We start from the raw sequence: 17,160 nt of genomic DNA, 5'->3' as shown, positions 1-17,160 counted from the left end.
GTGCGCCCCCTCCGGCACGCCGTGCGCCGCCGCGGTCACAGCGCCCTCCCCCAGGTGTCGTAGAGCCCGGCCAACCGCGGCCTGCCGGACGCGATTCCGGCCACCACCGCGACCGTGGAGCGGGTCACGAAGATCTGCGTACGGAAGGCCAGCAGCGCCGTGTCTCCGGCGCGCACCCGGCCACCTGCCTCGGGTGCGGCCAGCAGCCGGTAGTAGTCGATGTTCTCGGGCGGCGCGTCCTGCACATCCAGACGGTGTCCGGTGCGGGGCAGCAGCGCGGAGTCGATCCGCGCACGAGGGTAGAACCCGCCGCCGAACACCGCGGGACGACCGTCGGCCAGGGTGTGCGCGACCTCCGTCACATACACATACGCGGGCCGCTCGGGCTGACCGGTGTCGCGTGCGTGCAGCGGGGTGGTACCGGTCAGCGCGTGGCCGGGCTCGCCGTGGGTGGCGCCGAGCCGGGCGAGCAGCGGCAGGCTGGCCATGGAGGTGGCGCTGGGGGCGCTGAGCTTGAGGTCCCGGTGTCCGCGCGCGGCCAGCAGTTCGCGGGCCTTGACGGCCAGATCGAAGGTGGGGGTGGGGGTCGGGGCGCCGGTCTCCGGGTCGCACAGCACGCAGGGGAACGCGGTGACGCCCGCGATCCTGATGCCCGGGAGCCGTTCGGCCTCCTCGGCGAACGCGTCCAGAGCGGACAGCGGGACGCCGCCCTCCTGCCCCGGGTAGACCACCCCGGCCGCGCCTTCGAGCCGGACCAGCACGTCCTGGACGAAGCCGAGGCGCTGGGCCGCCGCCGAGACGGCGCGTGCGTTGGCCGGATCGAAGACCGTGACGGCCTCCGGCCTCCAGCCGAGCATCTCGGGCAGCGCGCGGTGCGGGATTTGCACCAGGTGGCCCAGATTGCCGGCCCGGGCGCCGGCGGCGTGCAGCGTACGGGCCTCGGCGGGGTCGATCGCGGCGAAGGCGGGGATGGCGTGGGAGACGGCCCGGATCAGCTCCGGGTTGCGGCCGAACTGCTTGACGACGAACCAGAGGGACAGGCCGAGCCGTTCGGCCTCGTCCGCGAGGAGGGTGGCGTTCTCCGCGACGGCGTCCAGGTCCATGACGTAGGTGTCGGGTGGGATCTCGCCGCGCCGGTGGAGGTCGGCCGCGGTGTCGGCCAGCTCCGGATTGCGGGCGAGGAGGCTGTCGAGGAACACGTCAGTCCTTTGTGCGGTGCTCTTGTGTTTCTGTGCGGTGCTGCGGTGCTGCCGCGCGGTGCGGCGCCGATTGAGCGGACGGCTCGTCGCCGATCGCCTCCAGGGAGTGGCGCAGAATGTCGAGAACCAGCTCGGCACCGGCGCGCATCGGATTGATACGGACCACCCAGTCGGCCAGCTCCGGCGCGTCGTCCAGAGCCGAGCTGGACATGCGGTAGAAGAGCGGCGCGATCTCGTACCGGGAGTTGGAACCCACCGGATAGGGCGCGGCACCGAACCGGGCGGCCACCTCGGGAAGGTGCCCGGCGACGGGTGCGTCGAGCTGGACGAGCAGGCATCTGTCCTGCGCGTTGGCGATCCGTACGTCGGCGACCCCGGGCACCTCTCCGGCGGCCAGGCGTTCGGCGACCTCGGCGCCCACGCGGGACTGCACGGCCCACAGCACCGGCACATGCGTGAGCGCGCGCAGCGCGTCGAGCGCCTGGTGGCCCTGGACCTGGCCGCCGCCGGAGTAGTTGTCGGCATGCACCCGGGCCACCAGGTCGCCCGCCCCGACGACGGCGCCGACACCCTCGGGACCGTGCAGCTTGAACAGCGAGAAGCAGGAGGCGTCCGCGCCCAGTTCGACACCGGAGGCGGGCACCCGGAAGACGGCGTAGTTGTCGTCGACGAGCGTGCGGACCCCGGCCGCGCGGCAGGCGGCCAGCACCTCCCCCGGATCGTAGGAGTCGGCGAGGCGCTGCCGGGTGTGCTGGACATACGCCCAGCCGAAGCGGCCGGAGGCCAGCGCTTCCCGCAGCGCGTCGAGGTCGTTGAAATCGACGGGGACCGTCTCGACGCCGAGCCCGCGCAGGGTGACGGCGGTGGTGCGGTAGACGGGCGCCCGGTGGATGAGCAGCGGCTCGCCCGGCCCCACTGCGGCGCCGAGGGCGGCCCGGATCGCGCCGGTGCCCGCGCCCTGCACGAGCGCGGCGTCCTCGGCGCCGAAGTAGGCGGCCAGCACCGCCTCGACGCCCGCTGTGGTCCGTGGCCGCCCGATTCCGGGCACCACTCCGGAGTCGGCGGCGAACAGCTCCGGCCCGGTGAAGTGCGCGGCGGTTGCCTCCAGCAGCCGGAACTGCCGCGCGACCGCCTCCTCCACCGGGACGGTGGCCAGCGGGAACGTGCGGGGCAGCGGCGGGGGCACCGGACCGGGGCCGGCGGATGGGGTGACTGCCGTCTCGGCCATCTCAGATCTCCTCGGGGCTCGCGCCGGTCAAAAAGCGCAACGGGTTGCGCCGGGTCATCAGATCGATCAGGTCGTCGTCCACCCCCGCGGCGCGAGCGGCGGGCAGGAAGGAGCGGAACAGATGGCCGTAGCCCTGGCCGCCCTCGGTGCGCAGGTAGCCGTGACGGGAGATGTCGCAGCTGAGCAGCGCCCGGTCGGCGTGCCCGGCCTCCAGGAACGCGAGGAGCAGCCGCAGCCGCATCTCGTCGCTCTGATAGCTCTCCTTGCCGACGGTGTCGAAGGCGACGTAGGCCCCCTCCTCGGCGAGCCGCCGGTGGACGGCCGGGGCGGCGAGGAGGTCCTGGTGTCCGACGCAGATCCGGTGCGGAGCGAGCCCGGCCCCGGTCAGCACGTCGAGTTGGGCGAGCCCGCCGTGACCGAGCTGGGCGTGGGTGGCCACGGACAGGCCGGTGGCGGTGGCCGCCCTGGCGGCGGCCCGCAGCGAGCGGGTCTCCGGCTCGCTGGGAACCTCACCGTGGCTGCCCACCTCGCCGAGCACACCGGGACGGATCCCGGTCGGCCTTCCGTCAGGGCCGGCGATCCCGTCGCGGATCTCCCCCACAAGGGTGGCGGTGAGCTGTTCGACGGAGGCGCCGGCCAGGTCGGACGCCGGGTGGAACGGCTCGTAGTACCACCCGGTCGCGGCGACGACGGCCACCCCGCTCTCCTCCGCGATCCGGGCGAGCGCGCCCGGATCGCGGCCCATGCCCCGGCAGGTCTGCTCGACGACGAGGCAGAGCCCGAACTCCTCGCGCAGCTCGGCGAGCTCGCGGCCGACCGCCGGGCCGTGCCGCCGCGCGTCGAGGACGGCGGCGCCGTCGCCCTTGAGGTCCAGGTCGAGGACCAGGTGCTCATGGGTGAGGGCGGGGCCGGTCACGGACGCGGCGGACAGCGGGCCCGCAACGGTGTGCAGCAGTGGTGCGGAGCTGTGGGGGGTGGCGCTGGTACTCATGTGGCCTTCCTGGTGGCAGCGCGGCCTCGGCGCCGACGGGGTGGGATCAGCCCTTGACGGGGGTGAACAGGTCGAGCCAGTAGAGGACGTTGAGCAGAACACCGCCGACGATCACAGCGGCGGGGGCGGCCGCCATCCGGACCACCGGGCGGCCCATCGCCTCGTTGAGCAGATAGAGCCCACCCACGACGAGGATGCCGAGGCCGGCGCCCATCGCGTTGGCCGCCATCAGCGAGCCGAAGAGGATGGCCAGGTGGAGGCTGTCGGTGATGGCGCTGCGCAGATGCTCGGACGAGTCGCGGACGCTGGGCAGCTTGCCGAGCACCTTGCCGATGGAGGACAGGGCCATGACCTCGATGGCGAAGACGGCCGCTCCGGCTATCGCCGCCAGCACCGGGTTCGGCATCAGATAGCCGATCGGGTAGGCGATCGTGAAACCGGCGATGCCGTAGGCACCGGAGGCCAGCGCCGTCGTCGCGATCAGCGGGATGAAGCCGAAGAAGCGGTAGAAGTCGACCTGCGCGGCCTCGGAGATGTTGCCCTTGGCTATCAGGAAGCTGGTGGCCTCCCCGCCGCCGAATATGTGCATCTGCGCGAGCATGCACACGCCTGCGCCGAGCACCATGAACAGCGGCAGATAGCGACGCAGTCGGGCAGCGCTGGTGGAGAACAGCGACGCCATCGGGTCGTCCTCGGGCGGTCCCTGGGCAGCAGCCCCCGACGCGGCCTCGTCCGCGCGGTCGGCCTTGCGCTGCGCCAGGTCCCGCCGGACAGCGAGGCCGATCAGCAGCAGCACACCGACGGCCATGGCGAGGGCGCCGGCGAACATGTCCGGCCACAGCTTCATCGTCAGTACGACGAGGGCGAGTTCCAGCACGCCCGCCGCCCCGCCCCAGGCGCGGCCGAACTGCTTGGTGATGGCCAGCACCGGGAAGAGCGTGAACAGGAAGAGGATCGGCGTCGACATCTGCTGCATGGCTGTCAGGAAGTCGACGGGCAGGTCGTGCGCCACTTCATTGGCGCCGTTGAGCCCGAAGACGACCACCGCGCCCCACCCGGCGCCCAGCAGCGGCGCCAGCCACTTCTTCGGCGCCAGCAGGCCCAGGATGTCGGTGGGCAGGAAGAGCAGCCACGGATTGAGCACACCGGAGGAGAGGGCCATCGGCGCGCCGAGCCCGAAGATGAAGCCGGCGGACAGCCCGAAGGAGACCGCCGTGGTGGCCGAGCGGGTGGTACGCCCGTGGATGAAGTCCAGCATGAACGGGCGCACTCCGTCGTTGAAGACGGCCAGCGCCATGTGCGAGATGAACGCGGTCAGCGCGCACAGGAGGATAACGGTCAGCTGCTGCGGCAGCGAGAAGTCCAGCCCGGCGTCTGCGGCCAGTTGCAGGCCGGGGGTGCTCACGGTACTCACGGGGTCGCTCCTTCACGCCCGGGGTGTCTGCGCCGGCACCCGGTCAGGCACGCGCGGCGACGGCGCGGGCGAGCAGGGGGGCGATGGTCTCGATCTGGTCCATGGAGAAGCCGAAGACCTTCTTGCCTTCGGCCAGCAGCGCGGCGACCTCGTCCTCGGTGGGCACCGAGCGGCCGAAGGTGTGGCAGGCGGGCTGCCCGAGGAGGCCGACGAGGACGCCCAGAGAGGCGCCCGCACCGGTGTGGCAGGTCCCCAGGAAGTAGTCGGCCTGGCCGGAGCGGAGCTTCATCGCGGCATCCATGTCGCTGGAGACGGCGACGTCGACGCCGTCGAGACCGAGCGCCTTGACGGCGTTCGCGACCTCGGTCTTGCCGACTCCGCCGGTGAGGATTTTCGTCATGGCTTGGTGCCTCTTATCTGTGCTGCGGGGCCCGGGGGGTTGAGGCCTGGCCCGGGTATCGGGGTGCGGGACGGTCTGCGGGGGGTGGGGGATCCGGGAGGGGGACGACGGGCGACGGGCGGCGGGTCAGCCGGAGACGCGCTGGGCGAGGACGGCCAGATGCATGGCCATGAAGTTGACTTCCGAGCCCGGCAACGCGGCCCCCAGTTCCTTCTCGGCTCGGGCGGCGACGCGGCGCGCCCGTTCGACGGCCGCCGGGTGGTCGGCCAGCTCCGCCGCGACCTGTTCGTCGGTCTGGAATTGCTCGATGGGCTCGCCGTCGAGCAGCCGGGTGAGGGCCATCATCAGATGACTCGTCAGCATGCCCGCCGTCTCCTCGGTGACCGGAGCGCCCTCGTCGGCGAGCACGGCCAGCTCGGCCGTCACGAAGTCGACGACCTCGGGAGGGACTTGGCCGCCCTCGCGGAAGAGCTGGATTCGGAGTGCGAGCTGGTCGTCCACGGCGTTCTCCTCGACGGCGACAGAAAGCTGGATACTGGATTCTCATGGCAGCCCGGGCCCGTCCGGGCCGGGCGCGACCCCCGTGCGCTGCGGAGGGAGTGCCGGGTCAGTACGAGGGCATGCGTTCTCCTCGTACGACCGCGGACTGCAGCTTTGTCACCCGTTCGGGGTCGATGGCGTCCCGTATGGCGTGCAGCGCGGCGACGCTCTCGGCTCTTCCGATGACCGCCGCGCTGGAGTTCCGCAGCGACAGGTCTCGCGTTATCTCGTCGCCCAGCGGCAGCACGTCGATGCCCGCGTCGATCCGGCCCTGCACCTCGTCCAGGTTCCAGACGGTGGCGTCCGCCCTGTTCTGCGCCAGCAGATCGGGCAGTTGCATGTACGAGCACTCGATCCACTCGACGTCGTCCCGGCCGGCGAACGCCCGCTCGGCGAGCATCCGCTGGTCCTCCGAGGCGTGGTCGACCGCGACGCGCAGGTCCGGCGCGTCCAGCGAGCCGCCCTCGCGCAGCAGCACCCCGTGGGCGCCGACGTAGGTGGTGGGACCGAGGTCGACCACCAGCGACAGGTCCTCCGGATACTCCTCGATCAGCCGGTCGGCGGCGAAGCGGGACAGGACGACCAGGTCGGCCTTGCCCTCCAGCAGCGCCGTGGCCCGGCTGCCCGCGCCGCGCATGAAGGTGATGGCGAAGGGCGTCCCCGCGTCGTCGAAAGCGGCCCGCAGGCCGGTGGCCAGCCCCTCGTAGCGGCGGGAGTAGGGCAGCGGCATGGCGGCGAGCAGCGTGCCCAGCCCCGAGAGCCGCCACAGGATCGAGCGGTCCGACCGGATGAGGAACGTCCCCAGATGACCGCGCGCGGCGGTCTCGATCGCCCCGGCCTCCTCCAGCAGCCGCAGCGCGGCCTGGACGGTGCCGTTGCCGCACCCCAGTTCCTCGGCGAAGTCCCGCACGCGGGGCAGCCGCGTCTCCGGCTCGTACTCCAGCAGGAGGAGCGCGAGCTGGCGGGCCGCCAGGCCGTTGCGGGTCAGGAACCGCTCGTCGTAACCGTTCACGAGGGAACAGTAAACAGAATCCTGGATTTTTGACAAGACCCCTCTTCCGGCTCTCCTCGCTCCTCCGCGCCCGCCCCGCTGTTTCCCGGGCAGGCGCGGACGGGCGGAACCCCGGGGCTTTCCGGGGGCGGACGCCCGAGTCGACGGAGGCTTGCTACGCCGGGAACTGCTAGAAAAGGGTCATGCGCGGACTTTTCTGGCGCCGGTCGGCTCGGCGCGAACGGCACCGCCGGGTGCCGCCCGCCTCCGCGCGCTCCGAAGAAGGTCCCGGGGACGAGGAAGCGCCCGCTCTTTTGGGCAGCGAACAGCCGCCGCCCCGCCGGCGCCGCCGCCGGTTCCCGTTCGGGCCCCGCACCGTCGCGGGGGAGGTCTTCGTCCTCCAGGTGACGGTCATCGTGCTGCTCATGATCGGTGTCGTGGTGGCCTTCGTCCTGCACGCCCGCTGGGACAGCACCCGCGAGGCGGAGCAGGAATCCCTCGCCGTCGCCGAGACCTTCGCGCAGTCACCGGACGTGTTGGCCGCCCTGGACCGGCCTAACCCGACCGCGGTTCTCCAGCCCCGTGCCGAGGCGGTACGCAAGGCGACCGATGTCTCCTACGTGGTCGTCTGGAAGCCGAACGGCATCCGCGTCGCGGCACCCGACCCCGACCTGATCGGCAAACACGTCATCGGGCCCTTCAAGGACATCGTCGAGGCCGCCCGCGAGGGCCGCTCCTCCAACAGGATCTTCAAGGCGACCACGGGCGAGACCATGGTCTCCGTGGCCCCCGTCACCCGCGCGGACGGCAGCCTCGCCGGGCTGGTGTCCACCGGAGTGCCGATCTCGCGGGTCAACGAAGGGGTGAAGAATCAGCTGCCCGTGCTGCTCATGTCTTCCGCGGGCGCACTCGTCCTCGCCTCCGGAAGCTCCGCACTGGTGAGCAGGCGGCTGCGGCGCCAGACCCACGGCCTGGGGCCCGAAGAGATGACCCGCATGTACGAGCACCACGACGCGGTGCTGCACGCCGTCCGGGAAGGGGTACTCATTCTGGACGACGCCGGCCGGCTGGTACTCGTCAACCAGGAGGCCCGGCGGCTGCTGGAACTGCCCGAGAAGGTGGAGGGACGCCGCGTCGACGAGGTCGGCCTGGGTGCGGGCATGGCAGCACTGCTGACCTCGGGCCGCACCGCCTCGGACGAGGTGCACCTGGCCAAGGGACGGCTGCTGTCCGTCAACGTCCGCTCGACCCGTGGCGAGGAGGGCCCGCCGGGCCGGGTGGCCACCCTGCGGGACACCACCGAGTTGCGCGCGCTGGAAGGCCGCGCGGAAGGGGCTCGGGAGCGGCTGCGGCTGCTGTACGAGGCCGGGGTGCGGGTCGGCACCACGCTGGACGTGGTACGCACCGCCGAGGAGCTGACCGAGGTGGCCGTACCCCGGTTCGCCGAATTCGCCACCGTGGAGCTGCTGGACCCGGTGCTGCGCGGTGAGGAGCCCTCGGCCGCCCGCACCGACATGCGCCGCACGGCCATGAGCGGTGTCCGCGACGACGTGCCCCTGCTCCCGGTGGGCGAGGTCGTCCGCACCGTCGAGACGGTGCCCGGCGAGGCCGAGGAGGAGAGCGGACAGGCGGTCCTGCTGACCGACCTGCGCGAGGCGCACGACTGGCTGGCGCACAACCCCGAACACGCCCGGCAGGCCCTGGAGTACGGCATCCGCTCGCTGATCAGCACCCCGCTGCGGGCACGCGGTGTGGTGCTGGGCACCGTCGACTTCTGGCGTACCGAACACAGCGAGCCCTACGGCGAGGAGGACCTGGCCTTCGCCGAGGAGCTGACGGCACGCGCCGCGGTCAGCATCGACAACGCGCGCCGCTACACCCGCGAGAACGCCATGGCCGTCACCCTGCAGCGCAGTCTGCTGCCGCGCGGTCTGCCCGAACAGGACGCCCTGGAGGTGGCGTCGCGCTACCGGCCCACCAGGGCGGGGGTGGGCGGGGACTGGTTCGACGTCATCCCGCTGCCCGGCGCCCGGGTGGCGCTCGTGGTGGGCGACGTGGTGGGGCACGGCCTGCACGCCGCGGCGACGATGGGCCGACTGCGCACGGCAGTGCTCAACTTCTCCTCCCTCGACCTGGCCCCCGAAGAACTGCTGGCGCACCTGGACGAACTGGTCGACAAGATCGACCAGGACCAAACGGCAGAGGGCAACGGCGCGATCGTCACCGGAGCCACCTGTCTGTACGCGGTCTACGACTCGGTCTCCGGCCGCTGCATCATGGCGCGGGCCGGCCACCCCGGGCCCGCACTGGTGCTGCCCGACGGCACCGTCGAGTACCCGGACGTGCCGGTAGGACTGCCGCTCGGCCTGGGTGGCGCACCGTTCGAGACGGCCGAACTGCGGCTGCCCCGGGACAGCCAGCTCGTCCTGTTCACGGACGGCCTGGTGGAGGACCGCGAACGCGACATCGACGACGGTCTGGCCCTTCTGCACCAGGCGCTGACCGGCCACCCCGGCAGGTCGCCCGAGGACACCTGCCGCGCCGTGCTCGACACCCTGTTGACCACCGAGCCCAGTGACGACGTCGCGCTGCTGGCGGCCCGCGCCCGGCTGCTCGACCCCGAACGCGTCGCACAGTGGGACGTACCCGCCGACTCCGGCGCAGTCGCACCACTGCGCGCCCAGGTCAGCCGGAAACTGTCCGAGTGGGGGCTGGAGGGTGAGTCCTTCACCACGGAGCTGATCCTCAGTGAACTGGTCACCAACGCCATCCGCTACGGCAGCGAACCCATCCGGGTCCGACTGCTGTACCAGTCCTGCCTCACCTGCGAGGTCGCCGACGGCAGCAGCACCTCCCCCCATCTGCGCCGGGCGGCAGCCACCGAGGAGGGCGGGCGCGGGCTGTTCCTCGTCGCACAGCTCGCCGAGCGCTGGGGAACGCGTTACACGCCGCACGGCAAGGTGATGTGGACCGAGCAGAACCTGCACAGCGAGGCGACCGGCCCCACCGAGGACACCGACAGCCTTCTCGACCAGTGGGACGAGCCCCTGTGACGCCGCTCGGGCCCCGCCGACTCCTGGCACCGCCGCCCCGTCCCCTCCGGGTGCTGGGCCACACTTGAGCCATGCCTAGCTCCACCCCGTCGCACGACACGCACGCCGCCGCGGCAGAGCCGCAGCAGGCCTCTCCCACACTGGCGAGCCTGCTGGCCATCGGCGCGGGCGAGGCGCTGGAGGTCGTGCGGGCCCCCCGCGGTACCGGTGTCCCCGTACGCGGGGTGGGAGTGTTCGACTCCGGAGAGACGCTCGCAGCCCATGGGCAGGTGCTGATCGCGGCCGGGGTGGACGACTCCTCCGACGTCGCCCCGCTGGTCCTGCGGTCGGCCGCGCGGGCAGGCGCAGTCGCCGTCGTCGTACGGCGCGGGGCGAGCGGGCCGTCGCGGCGGCTGCTGGAGGTCGCCGAGGAGACCTCCACCGCGCTGCTGACCAGAGCGCCGTGGATCGAGTGGACCGAGCTGATCGGCATGCTGCGGGCAGGGCTCGCCCACGGCGGCGGCCCGCTCCGCACGGAGTCCCCCACCGACGTACCGCTCGGTGACCTGTCCGCGCTGGCGCGGGCCTTCTCCGAGCTGGTCGGCGGAGCCATCACCATCGAGGACCCGGACTCGCGGGTGCTGGCCTTCTCACCGACCGAGCACGGCGCCGATCCGCTGCGCCGGCAGACGATCCTCGGACAGCAGGTGCCCCGGTGGCGACTGGCGGAACTGGCCGCCAGCGGGTTTCTGCGCACCCTGTGGTCGACGGACGACGTGGTGCACCGTCCCGCCGAGGAGCGGTTCTCCGAGCGGCTGGCCATCGCGGTACGCGCGGGTGACGAGGTGCTCGGCTCCCTCTGGGCAGCCGCCGACGGTAGCCCGTTGCGGCCCGAAGCCCGGCAGGCCCTGCGGGAGGCCGCGCGCACCGCCGCGCCGCATCTGCTGCACCACCGGTTGCGCACCCAGAACGGCTCGACCCGCCGCCGCCGGGCAGTACGGGCGCTGCTGGACGGCACCGGTGAGACCCGCGCGGCCGCGGCGACGCTCGGATTCACTCCGGGAACGCCCTGCGTCGTGCTGTCCGTCGCCGCCGAGGGGACCGGGCCGGGACGGGACGGGGACGGGACGGCGCGGGACAGGGCGCTGCGGATGGCCGCGCTCCAGGTGACCGCCCACCAGCCGGCCGGCTACACCCTGCGCGCCGACAACCGGCTGGACGTACTGCTACCCCTCCCGGAGGACGAGCCCCCTACCGCCTCCGGACGCGCCCGGCGACTGGCGCTGCAGTTGGCCACCGTGGTGCGCGAGGCGGGCGCCCGCCCCTTGGTGGCGATCGGCACGCCCGAGTCCGGCCCGGCACAGGCGCCCGCATCCCGCGCCTGCGCCCATCTCGTCCTGCAGGTTCTGCGGGAGCAGTCGGCACGCGCGGGGTACGACGGCAGCCGGGCGGCGCCCCAAGGCGGTCGGGACGACGGCGGGCCGGGGCCGCTGGAGGTCGCCGACGAGTCGGACGTACGGGCGGCGCTGGACGCCCTGCGGGCAGTGCGGGCCGTCACCGAACTGACGCCCCAAATGGACGGTCCGGTACGGGAGCTGCTGGCCTACGACCAGCAGCACCGCACCGACCTTGCGCAGACCCTCTCCGCCTACCTGAGCAGCTTCGGGGACGTGGCGAGCACCGCGCGACAGCTGGGCATCCACCCCAACACCCTGCGCTACCGGCTGCGCCGACTGCGCAGCCATTTCGGGCTCGAACTGGACGACCCTGACGTGCGCCTGCTGGCCGAGCTGGGGCTGCGCGCAGCAGGCCGCTACCCCGCGGGGCCGCGCCTCGACGGTCCGTCGGCATGAGCCGCCCGAAGCGTCGTTGCGTCCCGCACGCAACCGGTGCCCCCGCCGGGACCCGGGCGGTGCCACCCGAGCGGAAGCGTTGTCCTGTCGCACCACTGTCGACCCTCCCTGTCGTGCGACAGGACAATGCCGGCCTGTGCGCCGTCGACCCGTTGTGCGGGACCCCATGACCCCGGCCGCAGCTTCGGCCCATCCGCCGCAGACAGGGCACACTCCCGGGGCGCAGAGTGGACGGGTTCCACTGGTCCCGATCCGCAGATCCCGATCCCTCGGCCCCGATCCCTTCGACCATCGGTCCCGAACCGCCGGGCCCGAACCGCCGGGCCCGAACCGTCGGGCCGAACCGCCGGGCCCGCATCCGTCGCGGTCGGGACCGCCGCACGAGGAAGCCGCACGAAGAAGGAGCCGTACATGGTGCTGGACGCTGTGGCACGCAGGCAGGACGCGATCGCCGCAGCGGCCCGCGAGGGACTGCTCGGCCCGGAAGCGCCGGTCGTCGCCCTGCTGGATGTGCAGGGCATCAGGGAGACCGCCCGGCAGTTGCACGCGGCGTTCACCGGCCCCTCCCCCGTGCTGCACACCTTCGCCGTCAAGGCGGGCGCGCTGGTGCCCGTACTGGAGCTGCTGGCCGACGAAGGAGTCGGCTGCGAGGTGGCGAGCCCGGGTGAGCTGGCGCTCTCCCGCGCGGCAGGTGTTCCGGCCTCCCGGACCGTCTTCGACTCTCCCGCCAAGACCGTGGCCGAGCTGCGCGACGCCCTGGAGACCGGCGTCGCGGTCAACGCCGACAACGCCCAGGAGCTGGCCCGCCTGGACGCGCTCGTCGCCGCGCGCACCGCCGCGGGACAGGACCCCGGCGCACCCATCGGGTTGCGGATCAACCCGCAGGTGGGCACCGGCTCCATCGGCGCGATGAGCACCGCGACTGCCACCTCCAAGTTCGGGATCGGGCTGCGCGACGAGGGTGTCGAGCAGTGGATCGTCGACAGCTGTCTGGCCCGCCCCTGGCTGACCCGGCTGCACACCCACACCGGTTCCCAGGGCGTACCGCTGGAGCTGATGGCCGAGTCGGTACGGGTCGTCTTCGAACTCGCCGAGCGGATCAACCGCGTCGCGGGCAGACAGCAGATCGACACCCTCGACATCGGCGGCGGCCTCCCGGTGAACTTCGCGGGCGACCAGACCGAGCCGTCCTTCGACACCTACGCCCAGCTGCTGCGCCGCACCGTGCCGGGGCTGTTCGACGGGCGGTACACCGTCGTCACCGAGTTCGGCCGGTCGCTGCTGGCCAAACAGGGCTTCATCGCCGCAATTGTCGAATACACCAAGAGCTCCGGCGGCCGGCGGATCGCCGTCACCCACGCGGGAGCGCACGTGGCGACCCGTACCGCGTTCGCCCCCGAGTCATGGCCCCTCCGGGTCGGCGCCTTCGACGCCAAGGGCGCGCCCAAGGGCGCACCGGAGATGGTGCAGGACGTGGCCGGTCCCTGCTGCTTCGCCGGGGACCTGATGGCACGCGAGAGGGCACTGCCCGAGCTGTCACCGGGCGATGTGGTGGCCCTTTGGGACACGGGCGCCTACTACTTCTCGACGCCCTTCCAGTACAACAGCCTCCCCCGGCCCGCCGTTCACGGCTTCTGGCGCGCTACTGACGGCCGCATCCGCTTCTCACTGGTGCGACCGGCGCAGCAGATCGAAGAAGTGCTGGCGGACAGCGGCGCCGCGCAGCGCGGTGCGCTGACCGCCGGGACCGCACCCGCCCGCTGATCCGGGCAGACAGCCCGGATAGGCTCCCGCACGGTTCAGGAAGGATCCGTTCCGCACGGGGGTCAGTGTGTTTGGTTTTCTCCGCAGGTCGCCGATATTTCCCTGGGTGGGCAACCGGCTGCGGACCTCCCGTTCGGGCGGTGAGACGGACCCGGCGGTGCTGCGCGGGCTGGCCTGCGGTGCGCACCTGAAGTACGCCAACGGCGCCCACTGGAACGCGGTCGCCGACCCGAACCCCGCCCCCGAGTGGGAGCGTGCCCGGCTCAAGGCGATGTGGGGCGTCACCACCGCGGACCAATGGCACGAGATGGTGCAGGAACTCCTCGACGGCCAGGTCTCCACCCCGCTGTGGGACATGGCCATGGGTGCGCGGGCAGCCCTGCTGGTACGGCAGGAGGGCGCCCCGGTCACCGAACAGGCGTGGCGCGACGCCATCGGCCGCCTGCTGGTGGACCAACTGGGCCCCCACCACCCCGAACTGACCAGCGCCGTCGCTGCGGGGCACGAGGTCATCGCCCGCATACCGCGCTACGAGGCCCGCTTCCGCGAGGACGGCCTCCTCGCCCCGCAGGCCCACGTACGCCGCACCCTGGCCTGGGACCTGGGCCGCGCCGCCAACATGGCCTGCTGGGGCGTCGACGCGGGCTTCGCGAGCCCCGACGAGGCCCGCGAAGCACTGCGCGTCATCGGCGCCGCAGCCGCGGAGGAGTACGACACCTGGAGCGACTTCTCCCTCGGCTACGTCCTGGGCCGCTGTCTGCACTTCGACGAGGACGCCTTCGGCTCCTGGTACCGCGAGGTCCGCAAGTCCCACCGCCTGCTGACCACCCGCCGGAACAGCCCGTGGACGACGATGCCGCTGCGGGGATGAAGCGCGGACGTCACGGGGGGGCTTGCACTCGCCGTCAGTGATGTCCGGTGTCGATGACGCAGAACCGGTTCCCCTCCGTGTCGGCGAGCACGACGAAGTCCGCGTCCTCCGGGGCGAGATCCCAGTCGACGCGCTGCGCCCCCAGCGAGACCAGCCGCTCGACCTCGGCGGCCTGGTCGCGTGCGTCCCCGGCGTACAGGTCCAGATGAACCCGGGGACGCTCTTGGACGGGTGTCTCGCTGAGGCCGAGTGACAGCTGCACTCCGGCCCCTTCCGCCGGCACCAGCACCACCCAGTCGTCCGCCATCTCCTCGCGGGGGACGTAGCCCAGGGCCGCCGTCCAGAACGCGGCCGCACGCGGCACATCGAAGACGCCCAGCACGACCGAACCGACTCTCAACACGCTCCGATTCTGGCAGACGGGTGAGACAGGTCACCGTCCCTGCAGCACCGGTTCCACATCGCCGGAGCGGGACCGCCACCACGGCAGAAGCTGGGCCAGACCGAAACCCACCTCCACGACGAAAAAGACCCAGAGCAGCTTGAAAGCACCGTGCGCGAGCGCGTACGCCTGCCACATCGCGAACAGCGTCCGCGCCGCACCGTCGAACAGGCCATGCACCGCCAGCGGCCTGACGAGTCGCAGCAGTGCCCAGACGACCACGACCGAACCCATGAGGTTCGCGTACAGGGTCTGGATCGGGTCGAGGGCGGGCAGCACACCCAGACCCAGCGCGTCGCCGAGCGACGACAGGCCATCGTGCAACAGCGCATACGACCACGGCGTCGCGAACCCCGCAGTGACGACGAGGTCGTACCAGGCGCTCGCGCGTACGACGCCAAGATACGCGGGCTGGGAAGGAGAGAAGGAACGCATCATGACCGGAACTCCCACTGTTCTGCAGCGCCTTTCGGCAAGACGGCGTCACGCTAAACAGTGGAGTACGCTCCAAGGTCAAGGCCGAGTGGCCGAGGGGGGAGCAGAGGGCTGTGCGGATCGGAGAGCTGGCCGCGCAAACCGGCCTGACGAAGGACACTATTCGCTTCTACGAAAAGATCGGCCTCGTCACCGGCCGACGACTGGCCAACGGCTACCGTGACTTCCCGCCGGAGGCAGTGACCTGGCTGCAGTACGTGCGCACCGCACAGAAGCTGGGCTTCTCGTTGGCCGAGATCGCACAGCACGGCGAGGAACTGCGTGACGCACCGGATTCGGCCGATGCGCTGTCCGCTCTCCTGGCGGAGAAGATCCAGCTCATCGACGCCCGCATGGCCGAACTCGCCGGCTTGCGCGCCGACCTCGCATCGCGCGTCGGCACGGGGTGTCCGCTGCGCCCCGCACAGCGAGACGACTGAGCGCACCCACGGAGAGGCCCCCGCGCCCTCGATCGACGCGGAGCCGCCTCGTTGCACCAGTTGCGGACCAGGCCCTCTGACGTCTCGTGCAACTCCGTCGCTTCGCCCCATGGTGAGATGCGCGATGGCATGCTCCCGAGTGGCTGACGGAGTGGTGCCCGTGCGCGAAACTGACCCTGCCCGGGCACCTCCGCTCGCGTGCAGAGAGGCAGCAGGGTTCGAAACGGGGAGGCGTAGCAGTGCAGGACCAGCTACTAGCGGGCCGTTACCGGTTGGTGCGGCAGCTCGCCGAGGGCGGGATGGGGGAGGTGTGGGAGGCGCAGGACGAGACGCTGGGACGCCCGGTCGCCGTCAAGCTGATCTTCCAGCTCGCCGGTGGCGGAAGTCGCGGCAATCAGGAACGTGTCCGATTCCTGCGTGAGGCCCGGATCACTGCCCAGTTGCAGCATCCCAACATCGTGACCGTCCACGATCTCGGCGAGACTGGCGCGGGGAATGACCGTGTCCCGTTCCTGGTGATGGAGATGGTCCGCGGCGAGGGCCTGGATGTGGTGCTGAACCGAGGGGCCGTCCCTCTACCGGACGTGGCCCGGTGGGGCGTGCAGATTTGTGAGGCGCTTGACGACGCGCACAAAGCCGGGATCACGCACCGGGACATCAAGCCGTCCAACATCTTGGTCACACCATCTGGCGTCGTGAAGGTCCTCGATTTCGGCATCGCCAAGGCAGCCGATCCCATCGCGACCCGGGTCACGAGGACGGGCTTCATCATGGGTAGTCCCGCGTATATGGCCCCTGAACAGGCGCGCGGCTACCCGGAACCCAGCAGCGACCTGTACGCCCTGGGCTGCCTTCTCTTCGAGCTGATCACGGGCCAGCAGCCGTTTCAGGCCCCCGATGCCATGGGTTACATCACCGCGCACGCCACCCAGCAGCCGCCCACGCCCAGCTCGGTGTCCGAAGGCGTCCCGCCCGACTGGGACGATCTCGTGCTGACCCTGCTCGACAAGGACCCCGCCCAGCGGTACTCAGATGCCGCCGCCCTCGGGCGGGCGCTGCGACGGCTCAGCAGTGGCCCGTTGGGTCCGTTCCATATCTGGACGTTCGCCGGCAGATGCCTGGACGTCTGGTATTCCAGCACCGAGGACGGTACGAGGATCGTCCAGCACAGTTGCCACGGTGGGCCGAACCAGCAGTTCACCCTCCACCCGATCGGTGACGGGCTGTACGAGATCAGGACGTTCGCCGGCAAGTGTCTGGACGTCTGGGGTGCCAGCACCGAGGACTTCACTCAGATCGTCCAGCACAGCCGCCACGGTGGACCGAACCAGCAGTTCACCCTCCACCCGATCGGCCAGGGCCTGTTCGAGATCGGGACGTTCGCCGGCAAGCGGCTGGACGTCCATGAGTGCCGCACCGACGACCACACGCCGATCATCCAGTACCCCGGCCACGGTGGGATGAACCAGCTTTTCCGCTTCGTGCTGGTTGGCTCGGAGAATCTACCCGATTAGCAAGTTT

General features: G+C 71.6%; 15 protein-coding genes. 6 read left to right on the top strand and 9 right to left on the bottom strand.

The genetic code is table 11. From position 1 onward, the window contains the following. Nucleotides 1-35 precede the first annotated feature (35 nt). The 7 genes from KBY19_RS07440 to yhfZ form a co-directional block, all read right to left on the bottom strand. Nucleotides 36-1,199 carry an alanine racemase gene (locus KBY19_RS07440; RefSeq protein WP_210965432.1) on the bottom strand — a complete coding sequence of 388 codons (1,164 nt, stop codon included), beginning with the start codon at nucleotides 1,197-1,199 and terminating at the stop codon, nucleotides 36-38. 1 nt (nucleotide 1,200) lies between these two features. Continuing rightward, entirely contained in the window at nucleotides 1,201-2,427 is a 1,227-nt protein-coding gene (locus KBY19_RS07435; RefSeq protein ID WP_210965431.1) for an aminotransferase class V-fold PLP-dependent enzyme, read from the bottom strand. 1 nt (nucleotide 2,428) lies between these two features. Then, nucleotides 2,429-3,418 (bottom strand): phosphotriesterase, encoded by a 990-nt coding sequence (locus KBY19_RS07430; RefSeq protein WP_210965430.1) that lies wholly within the window; start codon nucleotides 3,416-3,418, stop codon nucleotides 2,429-2,431. Nucleotides 3,419-3,464: 46 nt separating this feature from the next. Further along, a complete protein-coding gene (locus tag KBY19_RS07425) occupies nucleotides 3,465-4,823 on the bottom strand; it encodes a YhfT family protein (protein ID WP_180289959.1) in 1,359 nt (452 codons plus the stop codon). A gap of 52 nt (nucleotides 4,824-4,875) precedes the next feature. After that, nucleotides 4,876-5,232, bottom strand: coding sequence for a DUF2620 domain-containing protein (locus tag KBY19_RS07420; RefSeq protein ID WP_099884874.1), 357 nt, complete (start codon nucleotides 5,230-5,232; stop codon nucleotides 4,876-4,878). A 126-nt stretch (nucleotides 5,233-5,358) separates the two neighbouring features. Continuing rightward, nucleotides 5,359-5,733, bottom strand: coding sequence for a PRD domain-containing protein (locus KBY19_RS07415; RefSeq protein ID WP_185018328.1), 375 nt, complete (start codon nucleotides 5,731-5,733; stop codon nucleotides 5,359-5,361). 106 nt (nucleotides 5,734-5,839) lie between these two features. Then, nucleotides 5,840-6,784, bottom strand: coding sequence for a GntR family transcriptional regulator YhfZ (gene yhfZ / locus KBY19_RS07410; RefSeq protein WP_099884872.1), 945 nt, complete (start codon nucleotides 6,782-6,784; stop codon nucleotides 5,840-5,842). Nucleotides 6,785-7,188: 404 nt separating this feature from the next. On the opposite strand from yhfZ, the gene KBY19_RS07405 reads away from it, so the two are divergent. From KBY19_RS07405 to KBY19_RS07390, 4 genes are all read left to right on the top strand, one after another. Next, a complete protein-coding gene (locus KBY19_RS07405; protein WP_247690720.1) occupies nucleotides 7,189-9,816 on the top strand; it encodes a SpoIIE family protein phosphatase/ATP-binding protein in 2,628 nt (875 codons plus the stop codon). A 71-nt stretch (nucleotides 9,817-9,887) separates the two neighbouring features. Next, entirely contained in the window at nucleotides 9,888-11,648 is a 1,761-nt protein-coding gene (locus KBY19_RS07400) for a CdaR family transcriptional regulator (RefSeq protein WP_210965429.1), read from the top strand. 411 nt (nucleotides 11,649-12,059) lie between these two features. Then, nucleotides 12,060-13,412 (top strand): diaminopimelate decarboxylase, encoded by a 1,353-nt coding sequence (locus KBY19_RS07395; RefSeq protein WP_210965428.1) that lies wholly within the window; start codon nucleotides 12,060-12,062, stop codon nucleotides 13,410-13,412. Between the two features lie 106 nt (nucleotides 13,413-13,518). Continuing rightward, nucleotides 13,519-14,283, top strand: a complete 765-nt coding sequence (locus tag KBY19_RS07390) for a DUF1266 domain-containing protein (protein ID WP_099884868.1) — start codon at nucleotides 13,519-13,521, stop codon at nucleotides 14,281-14,283. A 34-nt stretch (nucleotides 14,284-14,317) separates the two neighbouring features. On the opposite strand, the gene KBY19_RS07385 is transcribed toward KBY19_RS07390, so the two are convergent. Both KBY19_RS07385 and KBY19_RS07380 read right to left on the bottom strand, forming a co-directional pair. After that, complete coding sequence (locus KBY19_RS07385; protein WP_210955780.1) at nucleotides 14,318-14,686, bottom strand: VOC family protein; 369 nt, start codon at nucleotides 14,684-14,686, stop codon at nucleotides 14,318-14,320. Between the two features lie 30 nt (nucleotides 14,687-14,716). Then, nucleotides 14,717-15,163 carry a hypothetical protein gene (locus KBY19_RS07380; protein ID WP_099884866.1) on the bottom strand — a complete coding sequence of 149 codons (447 nt, stop codon included), beginning with the start codon at nucleotides 15,161-15,163 and terminating at the stop codon, nucleotides 14,717-14,719. Between the two features lie 110 nt (nucleotides 15,164-15,273). Here KBY19_RS07380 and KBY19_RS07375 point away from each other — a divergent pair, with 110 nt between their 5' ends. Continuing rightward, nucleotides 15,274-15,639, top strand: a complete 366-nt coding sequence (locus KBY19_RS07375; protein ID WP_210965427.1) for a MerR family transcriptional regulator — start codon at nucleotides 15,274-15,276, stop codon at nucleotides 15,637-15,639. A 239-nt stretch (nucleotides 15,640-15,878) separates the two neighbouring features. Further along, nucleotides 15,879-17,153, top strand: coding sequence for a serine/threonine protein kinase (locus KBY19_RS07370; RefSeq protein WP_099884864.1), 1,275 nt, complete (start codon nucleotides 15,879-15,881; stop codon nucleotides 17,151-17,153). Nucleotides 17,154-17,160: the final 7 nt, after the last annotated feature.

It is taken from the genome of Streptomyces sp. B15, from assembly GCF_018070605.1.
Taxonomy (GTDB): Bacteria; Actinomycetota; Actinomycetes; order Streptomycetales; family Streptomycetaceae; genus Streptomyces; species Streptomyces smyrnaeus.
Note: the sequence above shows the minus strand (reverse complement) of the source record. Positions and strands in the feature narration are given on the sequence as shown.

Excerpts from the sequence above, each read along its gene's own strand:
- KBY19_RS07435 (WP_210965431.1), bottom strand. The coding sequence starts at position 2,427 with ATGGCCGAGACGGCAGTCACCCCATCCGCCGGCCCCGGTCCGGTGCCC.
- KBY19_RS07430 (WP_210965430.1), bottom strand. The coding sequence starts at position 3,418 with ATGAGTACCAGCGCCACCCCCCACAGCTCCGCACCACTGCTGCACACC.
- KBY19_RS07420 (WP_099884874.1), bottom strand. The coding sequence starts at position 5,232 with ATGACGAAAATCCTCACCGGCGGAGTCGGCAAGACCGAGGTCGCGAAC.
- KBY19_RS07405 (WP_247690720.1), top strand. The coding sequence starts at position 7,189 with ATGATCGGTGTCGTGGTGGCCTTCGTCCTGCACGCCCGCTGGGACAGC.
- KBY19_RS07400 (WP_210965429.1), top strand. The coding sequence starts at position 9,888 with ATGCCTAGCTCCACCCCGTCGCACGACACGCACGCCGCCGCGGCAGAG.
- KBY19_RS07395 (WP_210965428.1), top strand. The coding sequence starts at position 12,060 with ATGGTGCTGGACGCTGTGGCACGCAGGCAGGACGCGATCGCCGCAGCG.
- KBY19_RS07380 (WP_099884866.1), bottom strand. The coding sequence starts at position 15,163 with ATGATGCGTTCCTTCTCTCCTTCCCAGCCCGCGTATCTTGGCGTCGTA.